This is a genomic window from Sorangium sp. So ce590 (assembly GCF_051521365.1).
Lineage (GTDB): Bacteria > Myxococcota_A > Polyangia > Polyangiales > Polyangiaceae > Sorangium.
This window is the reverse complement of record NZ_CP150346.1, coordinates 9,416,324-9,440,331: the sequence shown is the minus strand read 5'-3', so window position 1 is coordinate 9,440,331 and position 24,008 is coordinate 9,416,324. Positions and strand designations below refer to the sequence as shown.

Below are 24,008 nucleotides of genomic sequence, written 5' to 3'. Positions count from 1 at the left end.
TCAATGAGTTCGAGGACTGCGACGAAGATTCGTGCTCAGGAGTGCTCTGGGCGAAGAACTTCGGGAGCCATGAGTTGGTCTTTCCAGAGAGCGCTCGGCTCGACTCGAAGGGAAACATCCTCCTCTCAGGAGTCTTTCAAGGTACCACTGGTTTCGGGGGTCCGCCGTTGATATCGTCTGACTTCGCTTTCTTTCTCGCCAAGCTGAAGCCGGACGGTAGCCATGCCTTCAGCCGGTGGCTGCGGGTGAACGCCTTGGATGGTGCGTTGGGATCGCGTCTTTCGGTGCTGCCTGACGACAGCGTCGTCTTGTCGGGCCTGTACGAGGACGCGATCGAGTTTGGTGCTGGCAATTCCATCACGGCGCCCACTCTCGAAGAGGATGGTTGCTTCGTGGCCAGGTTCTCGTCCGACAACAAGTTGAGCTGGGGGCGCAACTTGTTCACGGGCACGGGTCGCCTCGTTGTCCTGGATTCGGCGGCTACGCCCGACGGCGACGTGGTTCTGGTCGGCTCTTTCAGCCGCGAGGTAAGCCTGGGTTCGTCGACCCTGACGACTGCATCCTCGAAGGACGCTTTTGTCGTGAAGTTGGACGGCGAGACGGGTAATCCGCTTTGGAGCTTGCGGTTGGGCGACCCTGAATACACCACGGCGACGACGAGCCTCGAGGCCAAGGCGGTGGCGGTGGACCCCGGCGGTAACATCGTCGTGGGGGGCCGGTTCACGGGATTCACCGACGCCGGCTTCGACAGGAGCATCGGCCCGAGCCCGTCGGGGGCTGGAGCTTTCGTGCTCAAGCTCTCGTCCACAGGGGAGTGGGATTGGACCGTTGGCCTCCAAGGAGAGGGGAATGCCTGGGTGACTGACATCGACGTCGATGCGCGAGGGGATATCCTCGTGGCTGGGGCTCTCGCAGGAGCGATCGCCGTCAAAACCCACGGGGCCCGAGGCACCCAGCAGACCAGCGGGCCGGCGGACTCGGATATCCTGCTCGTGAAGCTCTCGTCCGCGGGGAACCACCTGTGGTCATTGAGATTCGGCGATGATTCGTCCCAGTTAGCTGTGGAGCCCAAGTCAGGTTTTAGTGGATCGGACGTCGAGTCTATTTGGCCGTTCGGGGTTCACGTTGCCGCCGACACTGCCGGAGACATCGTGCTCGGCGCCGGGGTCGCAGGCGCCGTCGACTTCGGGGGCGGGCCGCTCGGCGGCAGACAGGACCGGGACTGGACCGTCGCGAAGCTGAGCGCTGGCGGAGCGCACCTCTGGAGCAGGCGTTTCGGTGATGCTGCGACAGGGCAAGCGGTGGTCGGCATCGACACGGATCCGGGGACGAATGCTCTCGTGGCCGTCGGGCTCAACGACGGAACGCTGGATTTTGGCGATGAGACGAAGGTCGTGGCTCCGGGCGAGTTCAGCGCCGTTGTGACGAAGTTCGACCTGGGCCGGGTTGGGAGATAGGTCTCCGAGCGGCGCGACGCTGGTCAGTTGATCTGCAGATTCGCCGCCGCCATCCCGTTCCGCCCTGGCCCCCCGGTGCCGCCGCTCGTGTTCGTGCCGCCCTCGCCGCGGAAGCCGGGCGTGCCGGTCGTGCAGCTGTTGTCCGCGAACGTGAAGACCACGCTGCCGGACCGCGCCAGGCAGGCGCTCGGGCCGCCCCCGCCGCCCGCGCCGGGGCCGCCGGCGCCGCCGTCGCCGCCCTTGCCACCGGTGCCGCCGCCGCCGGAGTCCTCGCGGGCCGAGCCACCCATGCCCCCGCTCCCTCCGAGCTGGCCCGCACCACCGTTCCCGCCTCGACCGCCGTCGCCGCCCGCGCCGGTCGTGATGACGTTGCCGGAGACGACCACCCGTCCGCCCACCGCAAAGATACCGAAGCTTCCCCCGCCTCCTCCGCCACCGTGCCCGGGGCGGCCACCGAGTCCGCCGCATCCACCGCTGCCGCCGCCTCCGCCGCGATCTTCATAGCACAAGCATCCGACCCCGCACGAGCCGCCGCCGCCGCCGCCGCCGCCGCCGCCGCCGCGGCCAATCGCCCCGTTCTGCCCGTTGGTACCCCTCGCTGGCTGGTAGATGCCCGAGGCGATGGTGCCCAGGCTCGCTCCCCCGGCGCCAGGCGTTCCTTGCAGCCCAACCGCACCCGCCACGCCGGTTCCGCCTCCCGCGCTATTGGGACCGCACTCGCGTGACGAAGCGCCTCCCGGACCACCTGCCGCGCCGCCACTCCCCAGTGAGCCCGTGGAGCCAGTGCCATTGTTGTAGCCGCCCCGGCCGCCGGCGCCGCCGAACTCGGTGCACGTGGTCTGCGCGCCTCCGTATCCATAGCTGCTGCATGCGTCGCAGCCGACCTCCCCCACATTTCCTGCCGTCGCCGTCCCCGCCGAGTGCGCCGTCCCGTTCGCCCCCGCGGCGCCGTCTCGACCGCCCTCCACGTCGATGATGTTGTACCGCACGAAGAGCTGCTCGCGCCCCCCGCCGAGCCGCACTCCATAGGTGCTCGTGCCCGGCGACGTCGCCCTCAGCGCCTCGATCCTGATCCCCTCGATGTGCGTCGGCTGCTCGATCGCCGGCGCGTGGAACACGGTGCCCGGTGCGCGCACCGTCGTCGTCACCGAGGGAGTCCTCCGGAACTTGAAATCGGGATCTTCGTGATCAAATCCACCATAAATGCTGATGCCGGACACGACCGTGACGGACTCCTCATAGAGCTCGCCGGAGAGACAGACCGCCGGCACCGCACCATCCCGCGCCACCTGGATGGCCGCGGCGATCGTCTGCACCGGGGACGTGCGCGTCCCGCTGTTGGCGTCATCTCCGATCGCCGCCGAGACGTAGACGCACTGCTCCACGAGCCCGTCGCCGCCATCGCAGTTGTCGTCGACGAAATCACCGTCGATCGGATCCTCGCCCGCCTCGCCCGCCGGGGTCGGCGTACACGCGTACTCACAGCCGCACTCGCCCGTGAGCGGGTTGCCGTCCACGTCGTGCGTGCCCGGGAGGCACCCCATCGCGCAAGGATCGGTTTCCTCGCCCCCACCGCCCCCCTCTCCGCTGCCCCCCTCCCCACCCGCGCCGCCTTCGCCCCCGCCAGCGCCGCTCGTGCCGCCCGTGACAGCCGCGCTGCTGCTCGATGATGTCGTTGTGGCGCCGCTCGCGGAAGGCGCTCCGCCCGCTCCGGAGCCGCCGCCGGTGCCGGAGACCGGCCCGATGGGACCGTCGATCGAGCTGCTCTCGGCGCAGCCGAGCGCGGAGAGCATCGCAAGCACAGAGGCCGTTCCGAGGAGGGAGCGAACGCGCATGCTTAATTCTGCACCTTCGCGCGCTTTTCGGAAAGACTTTATCGCGATGACGGTAATCCCCAACGAGCCCATGAACCGATGGTGCCGTGTCGTACATACCGATGGTGCCGTGTCGTACACACCGATGGTGCCGTGTCGTACACACCGATGGTGCCGTGTCGTACACACCGATGGTTCCGTGCCGTACACACCGATGGTTCCGTGCCGTACACACCGATAGCGCTGCGCCGGCGAGCCAGCTCACGATCCCGCGATTCGCCCCTCGCGCGTGCCACTGAGTCGGGTAGTCTGAGTCTGCGCTCCTGCCCGGGCTCCGTGCCGTCCCTGCCGTCCGCCAGCACCCCATGCGCCTTGAACCGCTCCACCGCCTCTCGCTCACCTCTCTGCTCGGGCTCGCTGCCGCCGCCGGGCTCCACGGCGCCTGCGCCCCGGACTCGGGGATCGGCTCCGTATCGTCCTCGTCGGAAGGGGCCGGCTCGGGCGGAACCGTCGATCCGGATGGAGAGTTGTTTGGCGACGCGCCCATCGATACCCGCCCCGACCCGGACGCGGCCTGCGGGCTCGTCACCGAGGAGGCGATCGCCGTCCCGCTCAATCTCTACATCATGATGGACAGATCCTCCTCCATGGCGGGAGACAAGTGGGATAGCGCCAAGGTCGGCCTGACGGCGTTCGTGAACAGCGCGAGGTTCGCCGGCGTACACGTGGCGTTGCGCTTCTTCCCGCGCGCCGCGGACGCCGTGCCGGCCTGCGATCAGAACGCCTACAAGGCGCCGCTCGTCCCGTTCGGTCCGCTGCCGGACAGCGCGGGCGCGATCGTCGAGGCCATCGAGGACGAAGAGCCGAACGGCCTGAGCACGCCCATCTATCCGGCGCTGGGGGGCGCGCTGCTCCAGGGCATCGAGGTGGCGCAGAACAACCCCGGCGAGGCCTCTGCTGTGCTGCTCGTCACCGACGGGAAGCCGCAGGGGCCCGCGGCCCGGTGCGGCAGCGCCGATCCGGAGGACCCGGCCGCCATCGCGGCGCTCGCGGCGGCGGGCGAGCGCTACCGCCCCCCGGTGCGCACCTTCGTGATCGGGCTCCCGGGCGTCGACCAGAGCATCGCCAACCAGATCGCGGCCGCCGGAGGCACCGACGCCGCGATCCTCGTCGCGGCAACCAACATCGCTGTCGAGTTCCAGAACGCGCTCGCGAAGGTGACGGGTCAGGTGCTCCCGTGCGAGTACAAGGTCCCTTCCCAGGTGGCCGGCGGGCAGATCGCGTTCAACGACGTCAACGTCCTGCTCGGGCTCGGCGGCGCGCCGCAGGAGATCCTGCCGCAGCGCCCCGGCTGCGACGGTCCAGGCTGGCGCTACGACAACCCGAGCTCGCCCACGGCGCTCGTGCTGTGCCCCGACACCTGCGACGCCGCGAGGAACGCGTCCGCTGCGAAGATCCAGATCCTGCTCGGCTGCGAGACCGTGCTCCGCTGAGCGCGCACCCCATCATCGGCTGAGCCCGCTGCACGCATCATCGAACGAGCCCGCCGCGACCAACCGCGAGAACCGCGCAGAGCAGAGCGCGAACAGGGCAGAGCGCGACGCGCACTTGTTGTGGAGATTACATCGGGAGCGACGAACGGGGGCCGGGCGTGAAAGACGCAGAGCGTCATGGACGAGGGGCGCCGCGGGTCGAGGTGGATGGGGCGCTGGGCTCGCGCGCGGGGGGTCAAGGCCCGTGGGGGAGCGCGGGGGCACGAAAGCGCCGGGATGTGGGGCGCGAGGCGCAGGGCGGGCTCCCGGCGCGGCAGGCGCGTCGTTGCAACCCTGCACTGCGCTTTGTGGACTCCCGGCCCCCAGCGCCGTAAGAGGACGGGACCATGACGATGGAGTCCCCCCCCGCCGCCGGCTCGCCGCGGCCCGCCGCCCCCGCTGCGCTCCACCCCGCTCTGGTGCTGAGCGCGTACCTCGAGCCGCTCGTGCGCGGCCGGCGGGTCGCGGTCCTGGGGGACGCCACCATCGGCCTCGCCGACCGGCTGCTCCAGCGCGGAGCCCGCCTCGTCCACGCCTACGATCCGGACGCCGCGCGCGTCGCGGAGAAGCTCGCGCGATCGGCGAGCTCCCGGCAGCCGCACCCGAGCTTCGCCGTGTTCGACGGCGACCTCGGCGTGCGTGACGGCGCCTTCGACACCCTCGTCATCCCCGACCTCTCGATCTTCAGCGACCCGGCCGAGATCCTCCGGCGCGCCCGGCGCCTCACCGCCGCGAACGGCGCCGCCGTCATCGCGTCGCCGAACCCGGACGTCGCCCGGGGGCTGCTCCCGGCGGGCGCGCGGCGCGGCGCGGCGCCCGGCTACTACGCGCTCTACGACCTCGTGGCGCTCCAGTTCAAGCAGGTGCGGATGGTCGGCCAGGCGCCGTTCGTCGGCTACACGGTCGCGGAGTTCGCGCCGAAGGGCGAGCCCGAGGTCAGCGTGGATACGTCGATCCTCGACGGCTCCGAGGAGCCGGAATGGTTCATCGCCGTGGCCGGCGAGCGCCTGCCGCGGCTCGACGCGTTCGCCGTGATCGAGCTGCCGTTCGCCGGCTTTCCGGTCGCGGCCGCGGGCCCGTCGGTCGAGGCGCTCACCGAGGCCGAGGGCCGCGCAGAGCGGCTCGGGGGCGAGCTCGCGGAGCTGCGCACCCGGCACCAGCGCGACCGCAACGACGCCGGGACCCGCGCCGAGAGCGCGGTCGCCACGGCCGCGCGCCTCGCCGAGGCGGAGGCCGAGCTCGAGGCGCGAGGAGCGCGCCTGCGGGAGGTCGAGGCCAGGGCGGGCGACACCCACGTCCGGGCCGAGCGCCTGGCGCACCAGATCCGCGACATGGAGGAGGAGCTCCGCGGCCAGCGCGACCGCGCGACCCGGCTCTCCAAGCAGCTCGACGACGAGAAGCGGGTGCGGACCAAGGTCGAGCTCGAGCTCGGCATGATCCGCAACAAGCCCGAGATCGCCGGCGCCCGCGACCGCCTCGACGCAGCGACGGCCGAGCTCGATGCCGCGCGCGTCAGGATCGCCGAGCTCGAGGCGAGGCCCGCCGTCGCGGCGCCGAACCCGGCGCTCGCGGCGCGCGTGGAGGAGCTCGAGGCGGCCGCCGCAGGGGCGCGGCGGGAGCTCTCGAAGATCACGGCGGAGCGGGACACCGCGCGCAGGCGCGCCCAGGAGGGCGAGCGCGCGCTGGAGGAGGCGCGGCGCGCGGCCGCGAAGCACGAGGAGCACGAGGCCGCCCGCGCCGAGCTCGCGCGCGAGCGAGATCGGCTGAAGGAGCGCGCGGACCGGCTCGAGCGGGACAACCGCGCGCTGGAGGAGCAGCGGAGCGCCCTCGACGCGCGTCGGCAGCTGCTCGAGGCGCGGATCGTCGAGCTCGAGCAGAGCGTCGTCGTCCTGGAGCGGCGGGCGGCCGAGCTGGAGAAGCGCGACGCGGGGGAGGCGGCGGCCGCCGAGATCGCGAGCCTGGAGGCGGCGCTCCGCGACCGGGGCCACGTCATCGCGTCGCTCAAGGCGCAGCTGCGCGAGAGCGAGCGCGTGGGCAAGGAGCTCGTCGACGAGCTCGGGACGGTCTTCACGTCGGCCACGGCCGAGCGAGGCGGTCCGGGCCAGGCTGCGGGCGGCGAGCCGGGCGGGACGCTCCCGGGGGCCGGCGGGCCGGGCGACGCCGTGGAGGCGCTGCGGCAGCAGCTCGACGCCCTGGCGCGGAGCGCCGCCGCGAGCGAGGCCGACGCGCACGCCGCGACCTGGAAGATCGCGCAGCTCGAGCGCGAGCTGACCGAGGCGCGCGGCACGGCCGGCTCACCCCCGGCGCTCCACGAGGAGCTCGAGCAGGCGCTCATCGCGGCGCAGGCGGAGATCGCGGCGCTGCGCCGGGCGGCCGAGCAGGCGGATGCGGGCGCGGCGGGCGAGGCCGCGGGCGCTGCGGGCGAGGCCGCGGGCGCGGCGGGCGAGGCCGCGGGCGCTGCGGGCCAGGATGTCAGCGTGGTGCGCGAGGGCGCGGGCGCGGTTCGCGAGGATCTGGGGGTGCCGCCCGAGGTGATCGAGCAGGCGGTGCTCCTCCAGCAGGTCGCCAGCGCCGTCGAAGCCGGCGTGTGAGCCCCGCGGCCTGGATCGGGGCGGACCTGTGCGCGCGCAGTCCCTCGCGCTAAGGACCGAGCCGATGCGCGCACCTCGCCCCCTCTCGACGCTCCTCCGGCTCGCCGGCGCCGCCACCCTGGCCCTCGCGCTCGGCGCCTGCGGCGCGGTCACCGCGCCCCGCGCGCCGGACCCCATCGCCTCGCTCCGCGACGCCGGCGCGCACTCGACCGACGGCGAGGTCGTCGGCCGCTGGCTGCTCGGGGAGCTCCTCGTCCCAGGCGGCACGCCCGCGGGGGTCAAGGCGGCGCGCAAGCGCCTCGACGGGATCGGCGCGAAGACCCTGCTCGCGTCGCTGGGGCGCGCGATCGACGACGAGGCGCACGGCCGCAACGCGCGCGCAGCGACGGCCTACCTCGAGGCGCTGGACGCGGCGCGGGTGAGCGCGCACCCGGACGCCCCCCTCGTGGGCTGGTTCGCCGCGAACCACCTGCTCGGGCTGCGATCCAGCGTCGTGGGCCTCTGGAAGAAGTCCCGCCAGGTCGTCCTGCGCGCCATCGATCATCCCGGCAACCTCGGCTGGCGGGCGCGGGGCGAGCTCGTCGAGTGGTGGAGCCTCGAGGGGCTGCCCGACGAGGTGGCCGCCGCGGCGCGCCCGGGCAACGCCGGCGGCGCCGGGGCCGCGCCGGCCGTGCCGCTCATCGACCTCGCGGCGCGCCAATACGGGTGCATCGAGGACGCCCGCTTCGCCGGCCCGTTCGGCCACCTGGCCGAGAGCGACCACCGCGTGCGCTACGAGGCGGAGCGCGCCGGCCCCTGGCCGCCCGTGTTCCCGCGCGATCCCCGCCGCGCCGACGCGCCGCGCGTGCTCGGCGCCGAGCGCCGCGGCTGCCAGCTCTCCGCGGTCACGCCGGACGCGCGCGGCGAGGGCAGCGCCAGGGGAGGCATCTTCTACGTCGAGACCTTCGTCGACCTGCCCGCCGAGCGCGAGCTGATCATCGCGGTCCAGGGCGCCCTCGCCATCCGCGTGGACGACGTCGAGGTCCTGACGCGCGACACGAAGCAGTGGGGCATCTGGCCCCGGTTCGGCGCGCGCTTGCGCCTCGGCCCCGGCCGGCACCGCATCCTCGCCCGCGTCGCGGGCGGCAACACCTCCATCCGGCTGCTCGCGCCGGACGGCACGCCCCTCGGCGTGGCCACGTCCGCCGACCCGACGCCCCCCACCTCGCTCTTTCCGCCCGAGGTCCTCCCCGATCCCAACCCCATCGAGCCGTTCCTCACCGCGCTCGGGGTGCCGCCGCAGCCCGCGCCGAAGGTGGCGCGCGCGCTCGGCCTGCGCGGCGCGCCGCCCCCCGAGCGCGACGTGGAGGACCCGATCTCCCGGTACCTCGCCGCGACCATCGCGCACCTCGAGGGCCAGGACGACGTGAGCGCGGTGCTGATCGAGCCGCTCGTGGCCGATCCGGCGCGCGCCACCGGCCCCGCGCTCGCGGCGCAGGCCGTCTTCCTCGAGAAGGACCCGATCTTCCCGCCGTCCGACGGGCGCGACCTCGTGAAGGACGTGCGCGCCCGCGCCGCGGCGAAGGATCCGGAGCTCTGGTACCCCCGCTTCTTGCTCGCGCTCGAGGAGGCCGACAAGGCCGGCCTGGCCGAGGTCACCCGCAGCATCGAGGCCCTCGCCGACCGATTTCGCGAGGTGCCCGACCTCCTGAAGACGCTCGCCGCGATGTACGCGCGGCTCGGCTGGCGCGTCGAGCAGGTCCGCACCGTGAAGGAGGCCGCCGCGCGCTTCCCGGACGACGTCGAGGTGCTGGGCGCGCTCCTCCGCATCCACGACGCCGACGGGCACGTCGCGCAGGCGGACGCGCTCGCCGCGCGCATCCGGGGGCTCGACCCCGACGCCGAGATCGAGCTGGAGCGGGCGATCGATCGGCGCGACTACGCGGCGGCGATCAAGGAGCTCGAGCGCCTCGGCTCCGCCCGCCGGGACCGCAAGGACATCGCGCTGCGCATCGCCGACCTCCTGACCCGCGCCGGCAAGCGCGCCGAGTCGTTCGAGCAGCTCGAGCGCGCGCTCGCGAAGTCGCCGGACGACGCGGACGCGCGCCTCGCGCTCGCCGACGCGCGCTTCGCCCGGGGAGAGCGCGGCGCGCTCCAGAAGGCGCTCATCGAGGCGATCCGCACCGGCGCCGACACCGCGGGCCTGCGCGACGCGATCGAGCTGCTCGACGGCACGACGGAGCTCAGCCCCTACCGGCTCGACTCGAAGAAGGTGATCGTCGAGCACGAGGCCTCGGGCGAGGTCATGCCCGGCACCGCGGCGCGCGTGCTCGACTACGCGGCCATGTGGGTCCACGAGGACGGCTCGGCGCGGATGCTCCAGCACGAGATCATCCGGATCCAGTCGCGCGAGGCGATCCAGGAGCACGCCGAGCAGCGCGTGCCCGACGGGCTCGTGCTCAAGCTCCGCACGGTCAAGCGCGACGGGTCGATCCACGAGCCGGAGTTCATCGAGGACAAGCCGACCGTGACGATGCCGCACCTCGAGGTGGGCGACTACATCGAGGTGGAGAACCTGTTCGTCCTGCGCGGCGACGGCCAGGGCGGGCTCACGTTCCAGGGGCCGCGCTGGTTCTTCCGCGAGGAGAAGGTCCCCTACTGGCGGAGCGAGTTCATCATCGTGTCGCCGAAGAGCCGGCCCCTCGACGTGGAGGTCTCCGGCCCGGTCCCCGCCCCGGAGATGGTCGAGTCCGGCGCGCTCGTCACCCGCCGCTACCGGGTCGACAAGAGCCCCGCGCTCCCGGAGGAGCCGGCGAGCGCGCCGATGGCGGAGTTCCTGCCGAACCTCCGCGTCGGCTGGGGCATCCGCCTGGAGAGCACGATCGCGCGCATGGTCGACGCGGCCGCCGACGAGACGCCGCGCGACCCGCGGCTCGTGCGCATCGCGCGGTCGATCGCGCGGACGCCGCTCTCGCCCGGCGCCTCCGGCGCGCCCGCCGCGCGCCGCTCGGCGGGCGCGGGCGTCGAGGCCGCGCCGTCGAAGGACGAGCAGGCGCGCCGCATCTACCGGTGGGTGCTCGCCAACGTCGAGGAGGGGCGCGAGAACGACGGCCGCCGCGTCGTCATCGGCAAGAGCGGCAACCGGACCGAGGCGTTCCTCTACCTGTGCCGCCTGGTCGGGATCGACGCCGGCTACGGCATCGTGAGCGACCGGCTCACCGCGCCGCCGCGCGGGCCCATGAGCGAGGCCGAGACGTTCAACGCGCTCGCGGTGCGCATCGACACCGGAGACAAGCCCGGCGCGAGCGCGGTCCGCTGGATGTTCGTGCGCGACAAGTTCGCGCCGTACGGCTACCTGCCGAGCTCCCTCCGCGGGCAGCCGGCGATCGTGCTGCGGCCCGGGGCGCCGCGCGAGGTGACGCCCTCGTCCGGCGCGCACGACGGCGTGGTCACCGAGGGCGTCGCCGAGGTGGCCAGGGACGGCTCGGCGTCGCTGGCGATCGAGCAGCGCTACGAGGGCAAGCTCGCGATCGCGCTGCGCTCGGCCCTGGAGTCGCTCCCCGACGCGCAGCTCAGGGACGCTGTCGAGTCGCGGCTCCTGCCGCAGATGGTGCCGGGGGCGCGGCTCCAGGAGATCCAGGTCAAGGAGCTGACCGAGATCGACCGGCCGCTCACCCTGAAGATGAAGATCGCGGCCGCGGGCTTCGCGCGCGCGCAGGGGCCGGAGCTCGTGCTCTCGCCCCCCTTCGGCGTGCGCGTCGCCATCCTCGCCAGCCTGCCGGTCCGGGAGACGCCGCTCTACCTGTCCGAGCAGATCGCGACCCGCTCGGAGGTGCGGCTCCGCGTCAAGCTCCCCCCGGGCGCGCGCGTGGCCACGCGGCTCGCTCCGTTTGCGGCGGACAACGACGGGCGCACCGTGCGGGTGAACGATCGCCTCGACAGCGGCGCGTTGCTCCTCGACCGCTTCCTGGAGCTGCCTGCGGGCCGCGTGCAGCCGGACGCCTACCCGCGGTTCCAGCAGTTCGCCCGCGCGGCGGACGGCGCGCTCGACCGGGACATCGTCGTCCGGCTCGACCGCGACGGACGCTGAGCGCGGCGCCCGCTCGCCTCACGCCAGCGCGAAGAGCGCCCCGGCTCCAGGGGATTCCTGTGTGCCAACCTACGCAGCATGGATTACGCTTTTGCTCACCCTGTGAGCGATCTGGATTCCCAGTACGCGCCGGATGCCGGGCGCCATCCGACTGATCCCGTGAAGGCGCGGGTGGCGCGCGCCTTCCGGCTCTCCTCGCTCTTCGCGCAGGTGGACCGCGCGGTGCGGGACGCGGTCACGGACGCCGCCGTGCTCGATGTGGTGGCGTCCGACGCGGCGATCTTCGAGCAGGGCGCCCCTGCGGACACGCTCGTGGTGCTCGGCCGGGGCCGGGCGCGCGTCGAGCGCGTCAACGACGCGGGCGCCGCGTTCCCGCTCAGCTACCGCGGCACGGGCGACGTGCTCGGCGAGTCGTGCCTCGGCGGGCTGGAGACGCGGACCGAGCGCGCCATCGCGATGGACGAGGCCGAGGTGGTCCGGGTGCCGCTCGCGCTCATCCGCGAGCTCTGCGCCCAGCACCCGGGGTTCGGGGGGGCGGTGTTCGCGCTGCTTGTCGCGCGGCAGCGGGAGACCGAGGACCGGATCGAGTCGATGCTGTTCAAGAACGTGGGGGGGCGGCTGGCCGAGTTCCTCCTGCACGCGGCGGTGCGCTGGGGCGTGCCGACGCCTCGGGGGACGCTGATCTCGGCGCCGATCACGCACGCGGAGATCGCGCAGGTGATCGGCTCGACCCGGGAGACGGTGACGCTGACGCTCGGGGCGCTGCGGAAGGAGGGGGTGCTCGACGTGGCCGGGCGGCGGCTCATCGTGAAGGATCGGGAGGCGCTCGCCCGCAAGCGGTAGGGCGGGTCGGCTCGCGCCGCCGGGCTGGCGTCCTTTCCGGGCGGGGTCAGCCCGCCGCGCGTTGCGGGGTCCTGTGCCCATGGCGCCGGAGGTGGCGCGAGCGGCGAGATCCTCGGTCATTGCGCGCGGCACATGCGCGGCGGTCTGCCGCTCCTCGCGCCCCCGCGCGCGCCGTTCCTTGTTGACGTGGCGCACGAAGCGCCGATACGCCTTCGCGAGTCGACCTCGCAGGAAAGGATTGCTCATGCCGAAGCTCAGCTCCGGGACAGCCATCGCCGTCGCGTTTCTCTTCGGTTGCTCCGCGTCGTACATCGCGCCGCGCTTCCTGGTGCCGCCGGTGCACGCAGGGACCGATCCGCCCCGATGGGAAGTGCGGTGCGTGGATGCCGAGACGGCGCAGGTCAGCGACAGCCAGGTCCTCGAGGTGACCAGCGGGTCCGGATGGAACCCGGTCCTCAAGCGGTTCGGTCAAGAGGGCTGGGAGCCGGTGCAGTTCCTGCGCAGCGAGCTCGCCGCGAAGATCGACGCCGTGTGCTTCAAGCGGCCTCTCTGACGGGGCCGCGGCCCGCGCGCGGCGGCCGCGCGCGGGCGCGCCGGGAGGGCCACCGCGAGCGGGCGAGCCCACGGCCGCGCATCCTTCGGCGGAAGCCGGCCGGAAGGCATGCTAGGGGGCGCTGATGGAGTCTGAGATCCAGACGTATAGGATCCGCCTCGACGGCATCCGTTTTCGCGCCAAGCACGGCGCGTCGCGCGCCGAGCGCGATCTGCCCCAGGATTTCGCGGTGTGCCTGGAGGTGGAGCTCCCGGTCGCCTTGTTGCCCCGCGCCGACGCGCGAGCGCGCGTGTTCGATTACGACAGGCTGGCGAGCCTCGTCGTCGAGGCGGGCACGAGCGCTTCGTACAAGCTGCTCGAGACGCTCGCCGAGCGCATCATCGCGTGCGTGCTCGACGACACACCGGCCCTCCGCGTCACCGTTCAGGTGAAGAAGTTTGGCCCCCCGACCTCGGTGTCGGTGGACTCCGCCTCGGTGGAGCTCTCGGGGCGCAGGGGCGGGTGAGCCCGGGCTTGCGGGCGTGTCGGGTCGTCGACATGGTCATGTCATGGGGAACGACGGAGGGCAGCGGACGAGGCCGTTGATCGAGCGAAGGCAGGCGTTCGCCGAGCGGCAGGCGGCGCGCGGCAAGGGCGTCTTCGCCGGGGTCGCGCCGGCGGGCAGCGGGCCGCCGAACCGGCACGGGATGCCGAAGCTGCCGGTCGGGCAGCGCGACGTGAAGAACTGGCCGGTGCTCGACCTCGGCGACACGCCGGACATCCCGACTGAGCGCTGGCAGCTCCGGGTCGACGGGTTGTGCGAGGCGCCGCGAACCTACTCCTGGGAGGAGTTCATGGAGCTGCCGCAGACGCTCGACGTGTCGGACTTCCACTGCGTGACCACCTGGAGCCGCATGGACAATCACTGGATCGGCGTCCGGTTCGCCGATCTCGCCGACCGCGCGCGCCCGCTCCCGGAAGCGCGCTTCGTGTTGATCGAGGCGAGCGACATCGCGCCCGGCACCCAGACCCCCTACACGACAAACGTCGCGCTCGAGGAGGCGATGCTGCCCGACGTGCTGCTCGTCCACACCTGGGAGGGCGAGCCGCTGCCGCGCGAGCACGGCGGCCCGGTGCGGATGATCGCGCCCCAGCTCTACGCCTGGAAGGGCGCGAAGTGGATCCAGCGAATCACGTTCAGCGCGGTGGATCGGCCGGGGTTCTGGGAGGTCCGCGGTTACTCGAACACGGCGTATCCGTGGTTCGACGACCGGTACAGCCGGTAATGAGCGGCTGTCGCGCGGTGCGGTGAGGAGGGCAGTCCACGATGCCCATCGAAGAGAGCGTGAAACGGACAGAGGCCTACGCGCGGGAGCACATGGCCAACGAGCGGACGCACCTCGCCTATGTGCGCACGGCGATCGCGCTGCTCAGCTTCGGTATCACGCTCAACAGGTTCAGCCTGTACTTCCTGGAGACGGCGCCCGGGGCCGCGCAGGCCGGGTCGCGGTCGTTGCTGCGCGAGGTCGTCGGCCTCGGCGCGGGGATGGTCCTGCTCGGGATGGCGCTGATGGCGTGGGCCGCGGTGCGGTATCTGAGGGCGTACAGCGATATCGAGCGCGGGGCTTACCGGCCCGACAGGACGGCGATCCTGATCTTCACGGCCGCGATCTTCTTGATCGGCGCGGCGAGCATGGCCTGGCTGTTCACGTCGTGAGTAGAATTCGGCGCAAAGGCACAAAAAAGAATGATGAATAGAACTCGGCGCAAAGCGTGCACCAGGCAAGGTTGGTCCCGAGGGAAAGGAGTGAGCGGTAGCTTCTGAAATCGGCTCCTCGCCCTGGCTGCTCGGGTTGGGCTCTGTCCCGCCCGTCTTCCTCAGCGCAGGTGTGCCATGGGGCTGCAGAAAGGCGACGCAAACTCGGCGTCCTGGATCTGCTCGACGCCGACACCCTCCCCGTTGCGCGGCTGGCCCAGGGACTCTGGGCGCACCCAGCACGACAGATTGTACCGGCCCTCGAACTCCGCCGAGGCGTCCTGAGGCGAGATGTCTGCGACTCCTCGGACGGTCCGGCCGCTCTCCAGCGAGAAAGAGAGCGTGCCGGATTCCACGTGCTGAGGCGCCTCGGCCTCCCCGAAGCTGACTGTCCCTGCTCCCTCCGACAGCGGTTCGTGGCGCAACTCGACGGTCGCTCCGGAGACCTGATCGAGGGAGAGCCCCATGACGGCAGACCACACCCGTCCGTCGTCTGCCCGGGCGCTTATCAAGGCTTGTGCCGTCGGCCCGCCGTTCTCCATGAGTCGAATGTCCATCGGACCTCCCTCGAAGAGAGAGCCATCGCGCGTGGTGATATGCAGCTCGGCCTCGGCCACGTAAGGTGGCTCCCCCACGGGATCATACGCGGTGCTGAGACATCCGAGCGACGAAGCGCTGGCAAATAGCGAGAACGCTACAATAAAAACGGAATTCAATCGACCGTGCATGGTTCACCTCCGCAACGAACCTCGTTGCGCGCCAATGTTAGCATGGCCACGAGCGCGCTCGACAGGCAACATCGTCGGATTCGTGCGCCTGTCGGAGCGCGACGCGCCTACCCGCAGCGCAGGCGCCCGTCACCGCAGGTGGGCCACCTGCTTGCAGAAGGGAGACTCGAAATCGCCGTCCTGGAGTCGCTCGACGCCGCCGCTGCCGGTGCCGTTCTCCGCTTTCCCTAAAGAATTCGGGGGCACCCAGCACATCAGGACGTACTTGCCGGAGAACTCCGCCGTGCCGTCCGGCGTCCTGACGGTGCCGCTCACGGTCCGGGCGCTGCCGAGGGAGAAGGAGACGCTGCTTGCGTCTGCGATTTGCAGCGCCTCCTTGTCCAGCCTCACGCTGACGATGCCTGTGCCCTCCGACGGGGGCCGGCGCTTCAGGTCGACGCTCGCCCGAGCGATCTGCTCCCGGGCGAGCCCGCGGCCCGAGGACCGGCGTCGGAGCAGCCGCGTGCAGACGCGAGGGCGAGAACGGCACCGGCCTTGAAGCTGAAGTCAAGAGATCGGTTCAGCATGAGATCACCTCGAGCACGAATGCTTCGCGTACGACGCTATCATCCTCTCGGGTCTCTGACGCGACGTTCAGGACGTCGACGGCATGAAACACGAAGTAGGTGCCGACCGCGAGCGGCGGCAGCGTTATTGGGACGCTCCGGGTGTGCGCAGTGCCCGCGAGGAAGGTGCCGTTGCCCCACTCTCCGATCTGGATGCCGCCATACGCCGTCTGGTTGGTGCTGACGAACCAGCGCTCGGTCTGGGTGACGTTGACGGTCCCATTGTTGCCACGGCGCTCGACCGTGACAGGTCACGGTCGAGCGTGCAGTGGCGGATAGGTCGCCGTGACATGCCGCGGTCATGGGCCGATCCGGATCGGGTCGTTCCTATCGCCCGAGCAGCTGGCGCGGATCACAAGCCGGGTGAGGTCGCGCGTAAGCCAGGCAAAACAGCGGCGTGCGCGGCCGAGCAAGATGCCTCCTCGTCGGACGCCGATGCCCGTCGAGACGAGGAGGAGATCATGAACGTGACCGTGAGGACGCTGCCGAGCTACCACGTGGGCCTATGTGCGGAGCGTCGGCCCCTATGGCCCTGGCGGGGGCGTCAGCGAGGCCTGGCAGCGGCTCGTGCGCTGGGCGTCCGCGCGCGATCTGTGGACCCCGGACCGCATCTGCCTCGGCGTCGCGCACGACAATCAGATCTCGATCGGCCAGCCGAGGTGGCGCTCGTACCTCCGGCTCCGGTGGTCGAAGAGCGCTCGCGGCACGGCGTCGCCGATCTCCTCGCGCGCGGTCCCGAAGGCCTGGCGGAGCAAAGGCTGGAGGCGGGGGCAGTCGCTCTCCGGGATCGGGCAGAGGGGGTCAGGAAGGTGGCGACGTAGGCGTCGAGCGCGTTCGGGCGGTCGCCATCGAGGTAGTCGCGGCTTCCATCGAGGCGGGTGGCGAAGGCGGAGAGCGTGGTGGCGATGCGGGCGCGCACGCGGTCGAGGTCGATTGCGGGGGAGTAGCCGTAGCGCGCCGCGAGGTGGTGCGCGACAGCAGCGGCGTGAGCGCCCGCGCCTGCAACTTGCCCAGCTCCGCCGCCAGCGTCAGGTGCTCTTGATTCCGGCGATGCTCGTCAACTATGAAGACGGTGGCCGGCTCTCGTGGCTCGACGCGGCATGGACCGGGTTCCCGGAGTTCAAGCTAACCGCGCCGTGACTCCTATGCGGTGGAGCGCGAACACGCGCGCGGCCCCGGTGGAGCTCGACGCGAGAGGCCCCCTCACCGCAGCCGGTGCTCGCGGAGCACCTCGGCCGGCACCGCCTCGCGCGCGAGCTCGCAGAGCCGCGCGTGGTGCGTGAAGAACAGCACCTGCGTCGTCGCCGTCAGCTCGCCGAGCACCGCGAGGGCCGCCCGGGCGCGGTCGTCGTCGAAATGGATCAGGAGATCGTCCAGGATGAGCGGCATCGGCTCGGCCGTCCGGGCGTGGTGCTCCAGGCTCGCGAGGCGCAGCGCGAGGTAGAGCTGGTCGCGCGTGCCGTCGCTCAGGCCGCTCACGTCCACCTCGCGCTGCACCGGCGCCTTCGCAGGCTCCGCCGCGGTGTCCGCCGGCGGCGGCGGGGCCGCGCGGACGCAGCGCAGCATCGCCTGCTCGCTCTCGTCGTAGCCCACCCGGAGGCCGGCGAAGGCGCCCAGCGTCAGGCGATGGAAGAGCGCGCTCGCCCGCGCCAGGATCGGGCCCTGGTTGCGCTCGCGGTAGCGCTCGATCTCGCGCTCGAGCAGCACCGCGGCGAGGTGCGCCCGCACGTAGCGGCGCACCTCGCCGCGCAGGTGCGAGAGGCAGATCTGCGCCTCCACGGCGGCCTCGGCGGCGCCCACCGTCGCCCTGAGCTGCTCGCGCTCCTGCTCCAGGCTCCCGAGCGCCCGGTCGATCCGGCGCCGCTCGTCCTCCAGCGCCGCGAGCCGCTCCTCCGCGCGGTCGAGCTCGAGCGCGAGCGCGTCCCGCTCCGCCCCCGCGGTCTCCTGCTCCAGCGCCGCGACGCCCGCGCCCTCGCCCGCCTCGAGGAGCTTGCCCTCGTTCTCGACGAGCTCGCGGTCGAGGCGGCGCGCCTCGCGCGAGCGCTCCTCCGCCAGGGACAGCGCCGCGAGGTCGGCGGCGGCGTCGCCCGCGCGCGCGACGCCCGCCGCCTCGAACAGCTTCGCGAGGCGCGCCTCGGCGGCCGCGCGGCGCGCCTCCTGCTGGTCCCGCTCGCGGCGCTTCTCGGCCAGGCGCTGCGCGATCTCGCCGCGCTCGCGGAGATCGGCGCGCGCCTTGTGGTGGCGCTTGATCAGCTGATCGGCGGCCTGATCCGCGGGCAGCTCGGCCAGATCCGCCGCGTGCCGGGCCGCGAGCTCCGCGACGTCGGCCGCGAACGCCCCGGCGTCGCGCTCCATCCCGAGCACCCGGCGGCGCTCGTGGGCCGCGCTGTCCGCCTTGCGGAACAGCGCGCCGAGCTCGTCGAGGATCGCCGTGGCCTCGTCCGCGGAGGCGTCGCCGGGCAAGCCGAGCAGCCGCACGCTCTCCGCCCACTCGGCCCGCCACGCATCGAGCGCGCGCGCGTGCTCGGCCCGCTCCCGCTCGAGGTCCTCGAGCTCGCGCTCGAGCTCCTTGCGCTCCCGCGCGAGCTCGCGGCGCTCGCGGGCCGCGCCCTCGATGGCCGCGAGCTCCTGCTCCGCCGCCTCGACGAGCGCCGGGAGGCGCGCGGCCGCGTCCTCCAGCGGTCCGAGCCCGCCGGCGACCGAGCCCGCCGCGTCCGCGACGTCCCCGCGCGCGCCGCCCGACGCGGCGCGGGCGCCCTGGAGCGCCGCGTGGAGCTCGGCCGCGTGCGCCTGCATCCGGGCCCGCAGCGCCTCGGCCTCCGCCTCCGCCGCGCGCAGCCGGTCGACCGTGGCGGTCAGGCCCACGTAGCGGCCGAGCCAGCCGCGCATCTCCTCGGGCGAGCGCGGCGCGACGCCCGCGGGCCGCCACAGCTCTAGCCACGCGGCCTCGGCCTCCTCCGTGCGGCGCGAAAGCGCGGCGCGCTCCGCGGCGAGCTGCGCCTGATCCGCGTCGGCCCGCGCCTTGTCCGCGAGCAGCCGCGCGAGGCGGGCGACCCGGTCGGCCTCGCGGCGCAGCCGATCGGCCAGGGCGTCGGCGACGCGGACCAGCTCGGCGTACTCGTCGGCCTTCCCGCGCGCGGCCGCCTCGCCCGGCGCGGCGAGCGGCGGCCTGCGCCCGGCGCCGGGCGAGGCGGCCACGTCGGCGCCCAGATCGAAGAGCGAGGCGGTGTGGATCGCCGCCGCCGCGCGGGCGCTCCCCTTCGCCTGGAGAGCGCGCAGCAGCGCCTTGAAGACGGCGTCGCGACGCTCGCGCGCCTCGGAGAGATCGGCCTCCGTGGGCACCGCGCCGGCGCGCTGGAGGGCGTCGATCTCGCGCGCGCTCTCGCGCAGGCGCGCCTCGACCTCGGCGGAGCGCTCGCCGAGCCGCTCGCGCTCGCGCGCGATCGTGCCCCACTGCGCCGCCGCCTGGTCGACCGTCTCGGGGAGCGGGACGGGCAGGGCGCTCGCCTCGGCGGCGGAGAGCGCCCGCCTCGGCGGCGCGCCGCCGAGGCCGAGCCGGTCGCGCTGCGCGCCGGCCTCGCGGGCGAGCTGCGCCGCCGCGGCGGCGGCCTCGCGGAGGCGGTGATCGAGGTCGCCCTGCTTCTGCGCGCGCGAGAGCGCGCCCCGGAGCGGGGCGGGGTCCTCGCCCGGCGGCAGCTCGGCGAGGCGGCGCACGCAGGCGTCGCGCCGCGCGCGGTGCGCCGAGAGCAGCCGCTCCACCTCGCGCGGCTTGGCCAGGGCCGCGCCGCGCTCGCGGGCGAGCTTCTTGATGCGCGCCTCGGTCGCGACGTCGACGCGCATCGCCTCGAGCCGCTCGGGCTCGGCGCCGCCGACGAGCGAGGCGTCCCGCCCGAGCCTGCGGAGGATCGCGCGCGCCTCCTCCTCGATGCCGTGGAGCTCCGCCCGGACCCGCGGCAGGTCGACGGCGGCCTTGCGGTGGCTCCCGAGCCGGGTCACGAGGCCGTCGATCACGCCCGGATCGAGCTCGGCGAGCGACGCGGGGACGTGCAGCGCGGCGTGGCGGGCCTCGAGCTCCTCGATGTCGGCGCGGAGCCGCTCCGCCTGGGCGGCCGCGTCGGCGGCGCGATCCTGCGCGTCCTCGCGATCGCGCTGCGCGCCCTCGGGCAGGAGGACGACGTCGCCGAGGGCGGCGCGCCGGCCGACGATCGCGCGCCGCGCCTCGAGCAGCGGGAGCACGCGGAGCGCGCGCCGGAGCCGCTTGTCGGTCGCCCGGAGCGCGCGCAGCTCCGCGTCGACGCGCTCCTGCTCGGCCCTGGCCTCGTCGATCTCCTGCCGCTTGCGCGTCCAGTCCGCGGGCGGCTGCGCGGCGGTCTTGGCGCGGTTGCGCGCCTCCTCGAAGGTCTTGATCGCCTCGTTGAGCGGGCGGGTCCTCGCCTGGGGCGTGAAGATCTCGTCCGCCTCCTGGCGCAGCTTGGCGAGGAGCTGCTGCAGCCCCGGGCCGCCGAGCCCCGCGCCGAACAGGCTCTGGCCGACGTCGCCCTTGCCCTGGAGCAGGGCCTCGGCGCCCTGCCGGAGCGTCTCGTGGTCCAGCCCGAAGGAGGTCCGGAAGAGCTCCTCCGTCACGCCGCCGAGCACCGGCGCGAGCGCGGCGTCGTCGAGGGGGTTGTCCTCCGGGTCGCGGAGCGTCTTCACGCGCCCCTTGCGGCGGACGAACGCGAGCGCCGCGCCGCCCCTGCCCGCGAGCCGTCCGCCGACGCGGAGATCGGTGTTGTGGTGCAGGTGGGCGTCGGGCGTGATGTGCGGGATCCCGTAGAGCAGGCCGCGGATCGCCCGGAGCGCGGTGCTCTTGCCGGCCTCGTTCGGGCCGTAGATGACGTGGAGGCCCGGCGACGGCGAGGAGAAGTCGAGCCGGAGATCCGTGAAGGGACCGAACGCGAGGAGGTGGAGCTCTAGGATCTTCACGAGGCCGCCCGACGAACGCAGGGGCTGTGCCCTCCCCTGAACGGATAGCAAGTGCGAAACCTCCGCGCGCTGTCAAGGCGCTCTCGCGGCGCGACGCGGCGCGATCGCAGCCCGCCCGCTGAAATGACGGGCGGGCTGCGCTGGAAGTGGCGGGCGTGCAGCGCTGAGCGCCCGGCTCAGCGGTGCTGCGTCACGGGCGCATGCAGGAAGGCGCGCCACGAGCCGCGGCGCGGCGCCTTGCCGAGCAGCACCTCGGCGAGCGCTTCGCTGCTGGCTCATCGCGGGGCATCGCCGGCCTCCTGCCGCCAGTCTCCCCGGGGCGCGGAGCCTCCTCGCGGGCTGCACGCCTCATCCCGACGAGGCCTGCGCCGGGTCGCCCTCCCTCAGAACGCCACGGGCACCGCCGCCGGGCCGCGGAGCAAGGCCCACTCGCCCCAGTCGATCTCGTCCGGCGAGATGTCGAGCTCGAGCCGCGGGAGCCTCCGGAGGAGGGTCGAGAGGGCGATGGCCGCCTCGATGCGAGCGAGCGGGGCGCCCAGGCAGAAGTGGATCCCGCTCCCGAAGGCGATATGCCGGTTCGGCGAGCGGCCGATGTCGAAGCGGTCGGGATCCGGAAAGTGCTCCGGATCCCGGTTCGCCGAGAGGAGCCCCGCCACGATCCCTTCTCCCGCCGGCACGCGGGCGCCGAGCAGCTCGATGTCCTCGAGCGCCCAGCGGATCGACGAGAGCTCGGCCGGCCCCTCGCAGCGCAGCATCTCCTCGACCGCGGAGCCGATGAGCCCGGGATCCGCCTCGAGCCGCCGCCGCTCCTCGGGGTGCAAGAACAGGAGCAGCGCGCCGCTCGCGATGAGGTGCACCGTCGTCTCGTGGCCCGCGACGAGCAGCAGGAACACCATGCTCGTGACCTCCGCCGGGCTCAGCTTGTGCTCCCGCTCCTCGGCGAGCAGGAGCGCGCTGATCAGGTCGTCGCGCGGGGCCTTGCGGCGCGCCGCGAGGAGCGCCGCGAGGTACGCCTCGAGCTCCTCCACGGCGGCCATCGCGCTCTCCAGGCGCGCGAGATCGGTCGAGGCGGCGAGGATGATCTTGGTCCACCGGCGGAACTGGCCGCGATCCTCGAGCGGGAGGCCGAGGAGCTCGGCGATCACCGCGATGGGGAGCGGAAACGCAAAGTCGGCCACGAGCTCCATGCGACGCCGGTCCGCCACGGCGTCGATGAGCTCGCCCGCGATCGCCTGGATGCGCGGGCGCAGCCCCTCCATCGTCTTCACGGAGAAGGCACGCTGGACCAGGCCCCGGAGCCGCGTGTGATCCGGCGGATCGGCCTCGAGCATGTGCTGATTCAGCATGGTCGAGCGATCGCCCAGCGGGCGGTAACCCGCGCGCAGCTCGGCGGGGAGCTTGCGGGAATCCCGGATCAAGCGCGGATCCTTGAGGAGCTCCACGCAGTCGTCGTAGCGCGTGGCCGTCCAGACAGGCACGTTGAGGCGAGGCTGGATGAGGCGATGAATGCGCCCCGCGTCCCTCATGCGCGCGTAGATGGAGTGCGGCTCGGCGCGGCCCCTCGGACGGAACAGCTCCGGAAAAGCGACCTTGTCGACCATGGATCCCCCGTCTCGTCGCGCCCGGCCGTTCGAGGCGATGCTCGTGTGCGCAGGCGCGTGCGTCAGGAGGAGTGCATGGTGGAGATCGACGCGCCGTCAAGCCGCGCCGACGCGGTCGCGCTCGCCCGGACGGATCTGGCGACAAACCATTGAATTTATTGGTATTTTATTCCTGCCTTCCCGCCTTCGGGGTCGGATCCGACCCGGCCGCCGCGCCGGCGATCACGGCGTGTCGCTGGCGCCGAGCAGCCGCGAGATCAGCGTGTGCTCCACGTCGTCGAGCGCCTCGCGCAGGGACGCCGGGTCGTCGAGGCGGATCGCGTCGTCTCCCTCGCGCGCCTCGGCGGGGAGCTTGTTCCTGAGGCTCGCGAACTCGCGCAGCAGCGAGGCGAGGCCCGCCTCGTCCTCGCGCAGCGCGCGCAGCGACCGCGAGAGCTGGCCGATCGCGTCGTCCCGCTCCTCGAGCGCGCCCACCTCGATCGGGGCGAGCGTCCGGGAGAGCACGCGCTCGATCCAGAGCCCGCCGCCGAGGTCGTTGGCGATCGCGCGGATCTGCCCTGTCCAGCGCTCGAAATCGGCGCGGAGCGCGGCGTGGGCCGGCGTGGCGCCGCACAGGATCACCCGCGCGGCCAGCGTGCGCCCGTCCGCCTCGGCGACGCGCTGCTCGAGCTGCTCCCGCGTCAGATCCACGATGTCGTCGGCGCTCGCGGCCGGGGAGAGATCGACCTCGCAGGCGCACCAGCGCACGACGTCGAGGGGGCGGTGCTCGACCGAGGTGATGCGGCCGTCGTCCACCGTGACGAGCAGGGCGCCCTTCGCGCCGGTCTCGCGGGCGTGGCGGCCCTGGAGGTTGCCGGGAAAGGCGATGTACGGATCCTCCGACAGCACCTCTCGCGTGTGCACGTGGCCGAGCGCCCAGTAGTCGTATCGCTTCCCGGTCAGGGTGTTCAGGCTGCAAGGAGCGTAGTTGTCGTGGCCCTCGCGGCCGCCCAGGCAGGTGTGGAGCATGCCGATGTTGAAGAGGCCTGTCCGCGCGTCCGGGTAGCCCGCCGCGAGATCGTCGGTGACCGCCTTTGTCGCGAAGCTCTGCCCGTGGACCACGACCCCGAGCCGCTCGAAGGCGACGGACTCGGGGCGGCGCGGATCGAGCCGGCGGGCGTTCTCGGGGAGCTCCAGGTGACGTGTGATGTTGCTCTCGGCGTCGTGGTTGCCGTAGAGGAGCACCACGTCCACCCGGGCGGCGCGCAGCCGGGAGAGCTGCGCGGCGAAGAACAGGCCTGTGCTGTAGTCCTTCCAGTCGCCGTCGTAGATGTCGCCCGCGAGGAGCAGGAGGTCGACCTCCTCGGTGAGGCAGAGGCTCACGAGGTTCTCGAGCGCGCGGCGCGTCGCCCCGCGGATCTGCTCGACAGGGGCGCCCGGGTAGCGGTCGAGCCCGCGGAGGGGGCTGTCGATGTGGAGATCGGCGGCGTGGACGAACTTCATGGGCTGGAGCGGCCCGAGCTTAGCCGCCCCGCGCCG

General features: G+C 73.0%; 15 protein-coding genes and 1 pseudogene. 9 read left to right on the top strand and 7 right to left on the bottom strand.

The genetic code is table 11. The annotated features are described in order from the left end of the window. Positions 1-41 precede the first annotated feature (41 nt). On the top strand, positions 42-1,457 hold the full coding sequence (locus WMF28_RS35690; protein ID WP_437597997.1) for a hypothetical protein: 1,416 nt from the start codon (positions 42-44) through the stop codon (positions 1,455-1,457). 23 nt (positions 1,458-1,480) lie between these two features. Here the strand turns inward: WMF28_RS35690 and WMF28_RS35685 are convergent, their stop codons facing one another. Beyond that, the gene (locus WMF28_RS35685) at positions 1,481-3,292 is read right to left on the bottom strand and encodes a PE-PGRS family protein (RefSeq protein WP_437597996.1); all 1,812 of its coding nucleotides are present in this window, start codon (positions 3,290-3,292) and stop codon (positions 1,481-1,483) included. Between the two features lie 344 nt (positions 3,293-3,636). Here WMF28_RS35685 and WMF28_RS35680 point away from each other — a divergent pair, with 344 nt between their 5' ends. The 8 genes from WMF28_RS35680 (at position 3,637) to WMF28_RS35645 (ending at position 14,555) form a co-directional block, all read left to right on the top strand. Continuing rightward, complete coding sequence (locus tag WMF28_RS35680; protein ID WP_437597995.1) at positions 3,637-4,764, top strand: vWA domain-containing protein; 1,128 nt, start codon at positions 3,637-3,639, stop codon at positions 4,762-4,764. Between the two features lie 386 nt (positions 4,765-5,150). Further along, on the top strand, positions 5,151-7,394 hold the full coding sequence (locus WMF28_RS35675) for a hypothetical protein (protein WP_437597994.1): 2,244 nt from the start codon (positions 5,151-5,153) through the stop codon (positions 7,392-7,394). Positions 7,395-7,458: 64 nt separating this feature from the next. Beyond that, on the top strand, positions 7,459-11,463 hold the full coding sequence (locus WMF28_RS35670; protein ID WP_437597993.1) for a hypothetical protein: 4,005 nt from the start codon (positions 7,459-7,461) through the stop codon (positions 11,461-11,463). A gap of 102 nt (positions 11,464-11,565) precedes the next feature. Then, positions 11,566-12,306: a Crp/Fnr family transcriptional regulator gene (locus WMF28_RS35665; protein WP_437597992.1), complete on the top strand. Its 741-nt coding sequence runs from the start codon at positions 11,566-11,568 to the stop codon at positions 12,304-12,306. Between the two features lie 244 nt (positions 12,307-12,550). Continuing rightward, positions 12,551-12,859 carry a hypothetical protein gene (locus WMF28_RS35660; RefSeq protein WP_437597991.1) on the top strand — a complete coding sequence of 103 codons (309 nt, stop codon included), beginning with the start codon at positions 12,551-12,553 and terminating at the stop codon, positions 12,857-12,859. Between the two features lie 124 nt (positions 12,860-12,983). Further along, positions 12,984-13,364, top strand: a complete 381-nt coding sequence (locus WMF28_RS35655) for a dihydroneopterin aldolase (RefSeq protein WP_437597990.1) — start codon at positions 12,984-12,986, stop codon at positions 13,362-13,364. A 43-nt stretch (positions 13,365-13,407) separates the two neighbouring features. Then, positions 13,408-14,124, top strand: a complete 717-nt coding sequence (locus tag WMF28_RS35650) for a molybdopterin-dependent oxidoreductase (protein WP_437597989.1) — start codon at positions 13,408-13,410, stop codon at positions 14,122-14,124. Between the two features lie 41 nt (positions 14,125-14,165). Beyond that, positions 14,166-14,555: a YidH family protein gene (locus tag WMF28_RS35645; RefSeq protein ID WP_437597988.1), complete on the top strand. Its 390-nt coding sequence runs from the start codon at positions 14,166-14,168 to the stop codon at positions 14,553-14,555. A 161-nt stretch (positions 14,556-14,716) separates the two neighbouring features. Here the strand turns inward: WMF28_RS35645 and WMF28_RS35640 are convergent, their stop codons facing one another. The 6 genes and pseudogenes from WMF28_RS35640 to WMF28_RS35615 all read right to left on the bottom strand — a co-directional run bounded on the left by WMF28_RS35640 (position 14,717) and on the right by WMF28_RS35615 (position 23,972). Then, a complete protein-coding gene (locus tag WMF28_RS35640) occupies positions 14,717-15,322 on the bottom strand; it encodes a hypothetical protein (RefSeq protein WP_437597986.1) in 606 nt (201 codons plus the stop codon). Positions 15,323-15,451: 129 nt separating this feature from the next. Further along, a complete protein-coding gene (locus WMF28_RS35635) occupies positions 15,452-15,712 on the bottom strand; it encodes a hypothetical protein (protein WP_437597985.1) in 261 nt (86 codons plus the stop codon). Between the two features lie 1,026 nt (positions 15,713-16,738). Next, positions 16,739-16,846 (bottom strand): annotated as a pseudogene (locus WMF28_RS35630) (hypothetical protein); the annotation flags it as partial. Between the two features lie 284 nt (positions 16,847-17,130). Beyond that, entirely contained in the window at positions 17,131-20,889 is a 3,759-nt protein-coding gene (locus WMF28_RS35625) for an AAA family ATPase (protein ID WP_437597984.1), read from the bottom strand. 383 nt (positions 20,890-21,272) lie between these two features. Beyond that, complete coding sequence (locus tag WMF28_RS35620) at positions 21,273-22,490, bottom strand: cytochrome P450 family protein (protein ID WP_437597983.1); 1,218 nt, start codon at positions 22,488-22,490, stop codon at positions 21,273-21,275. 222 nt (positions 22,491-22,712) lie between these two features. Beyond that, on the bottom strand, positions 22,713-23,972 hold the full coding sequence (locus tag WMF28_RS35615; RefSeq protein WP_437597982.1) for a metallophosphoesterase family protein: 1,260 nt from the start codon (positions 23,970-23,972) through the stop codon (positions 22,713-22,715). Positions 23,973-24,008 lie beyond the last annotated feature (36 nt).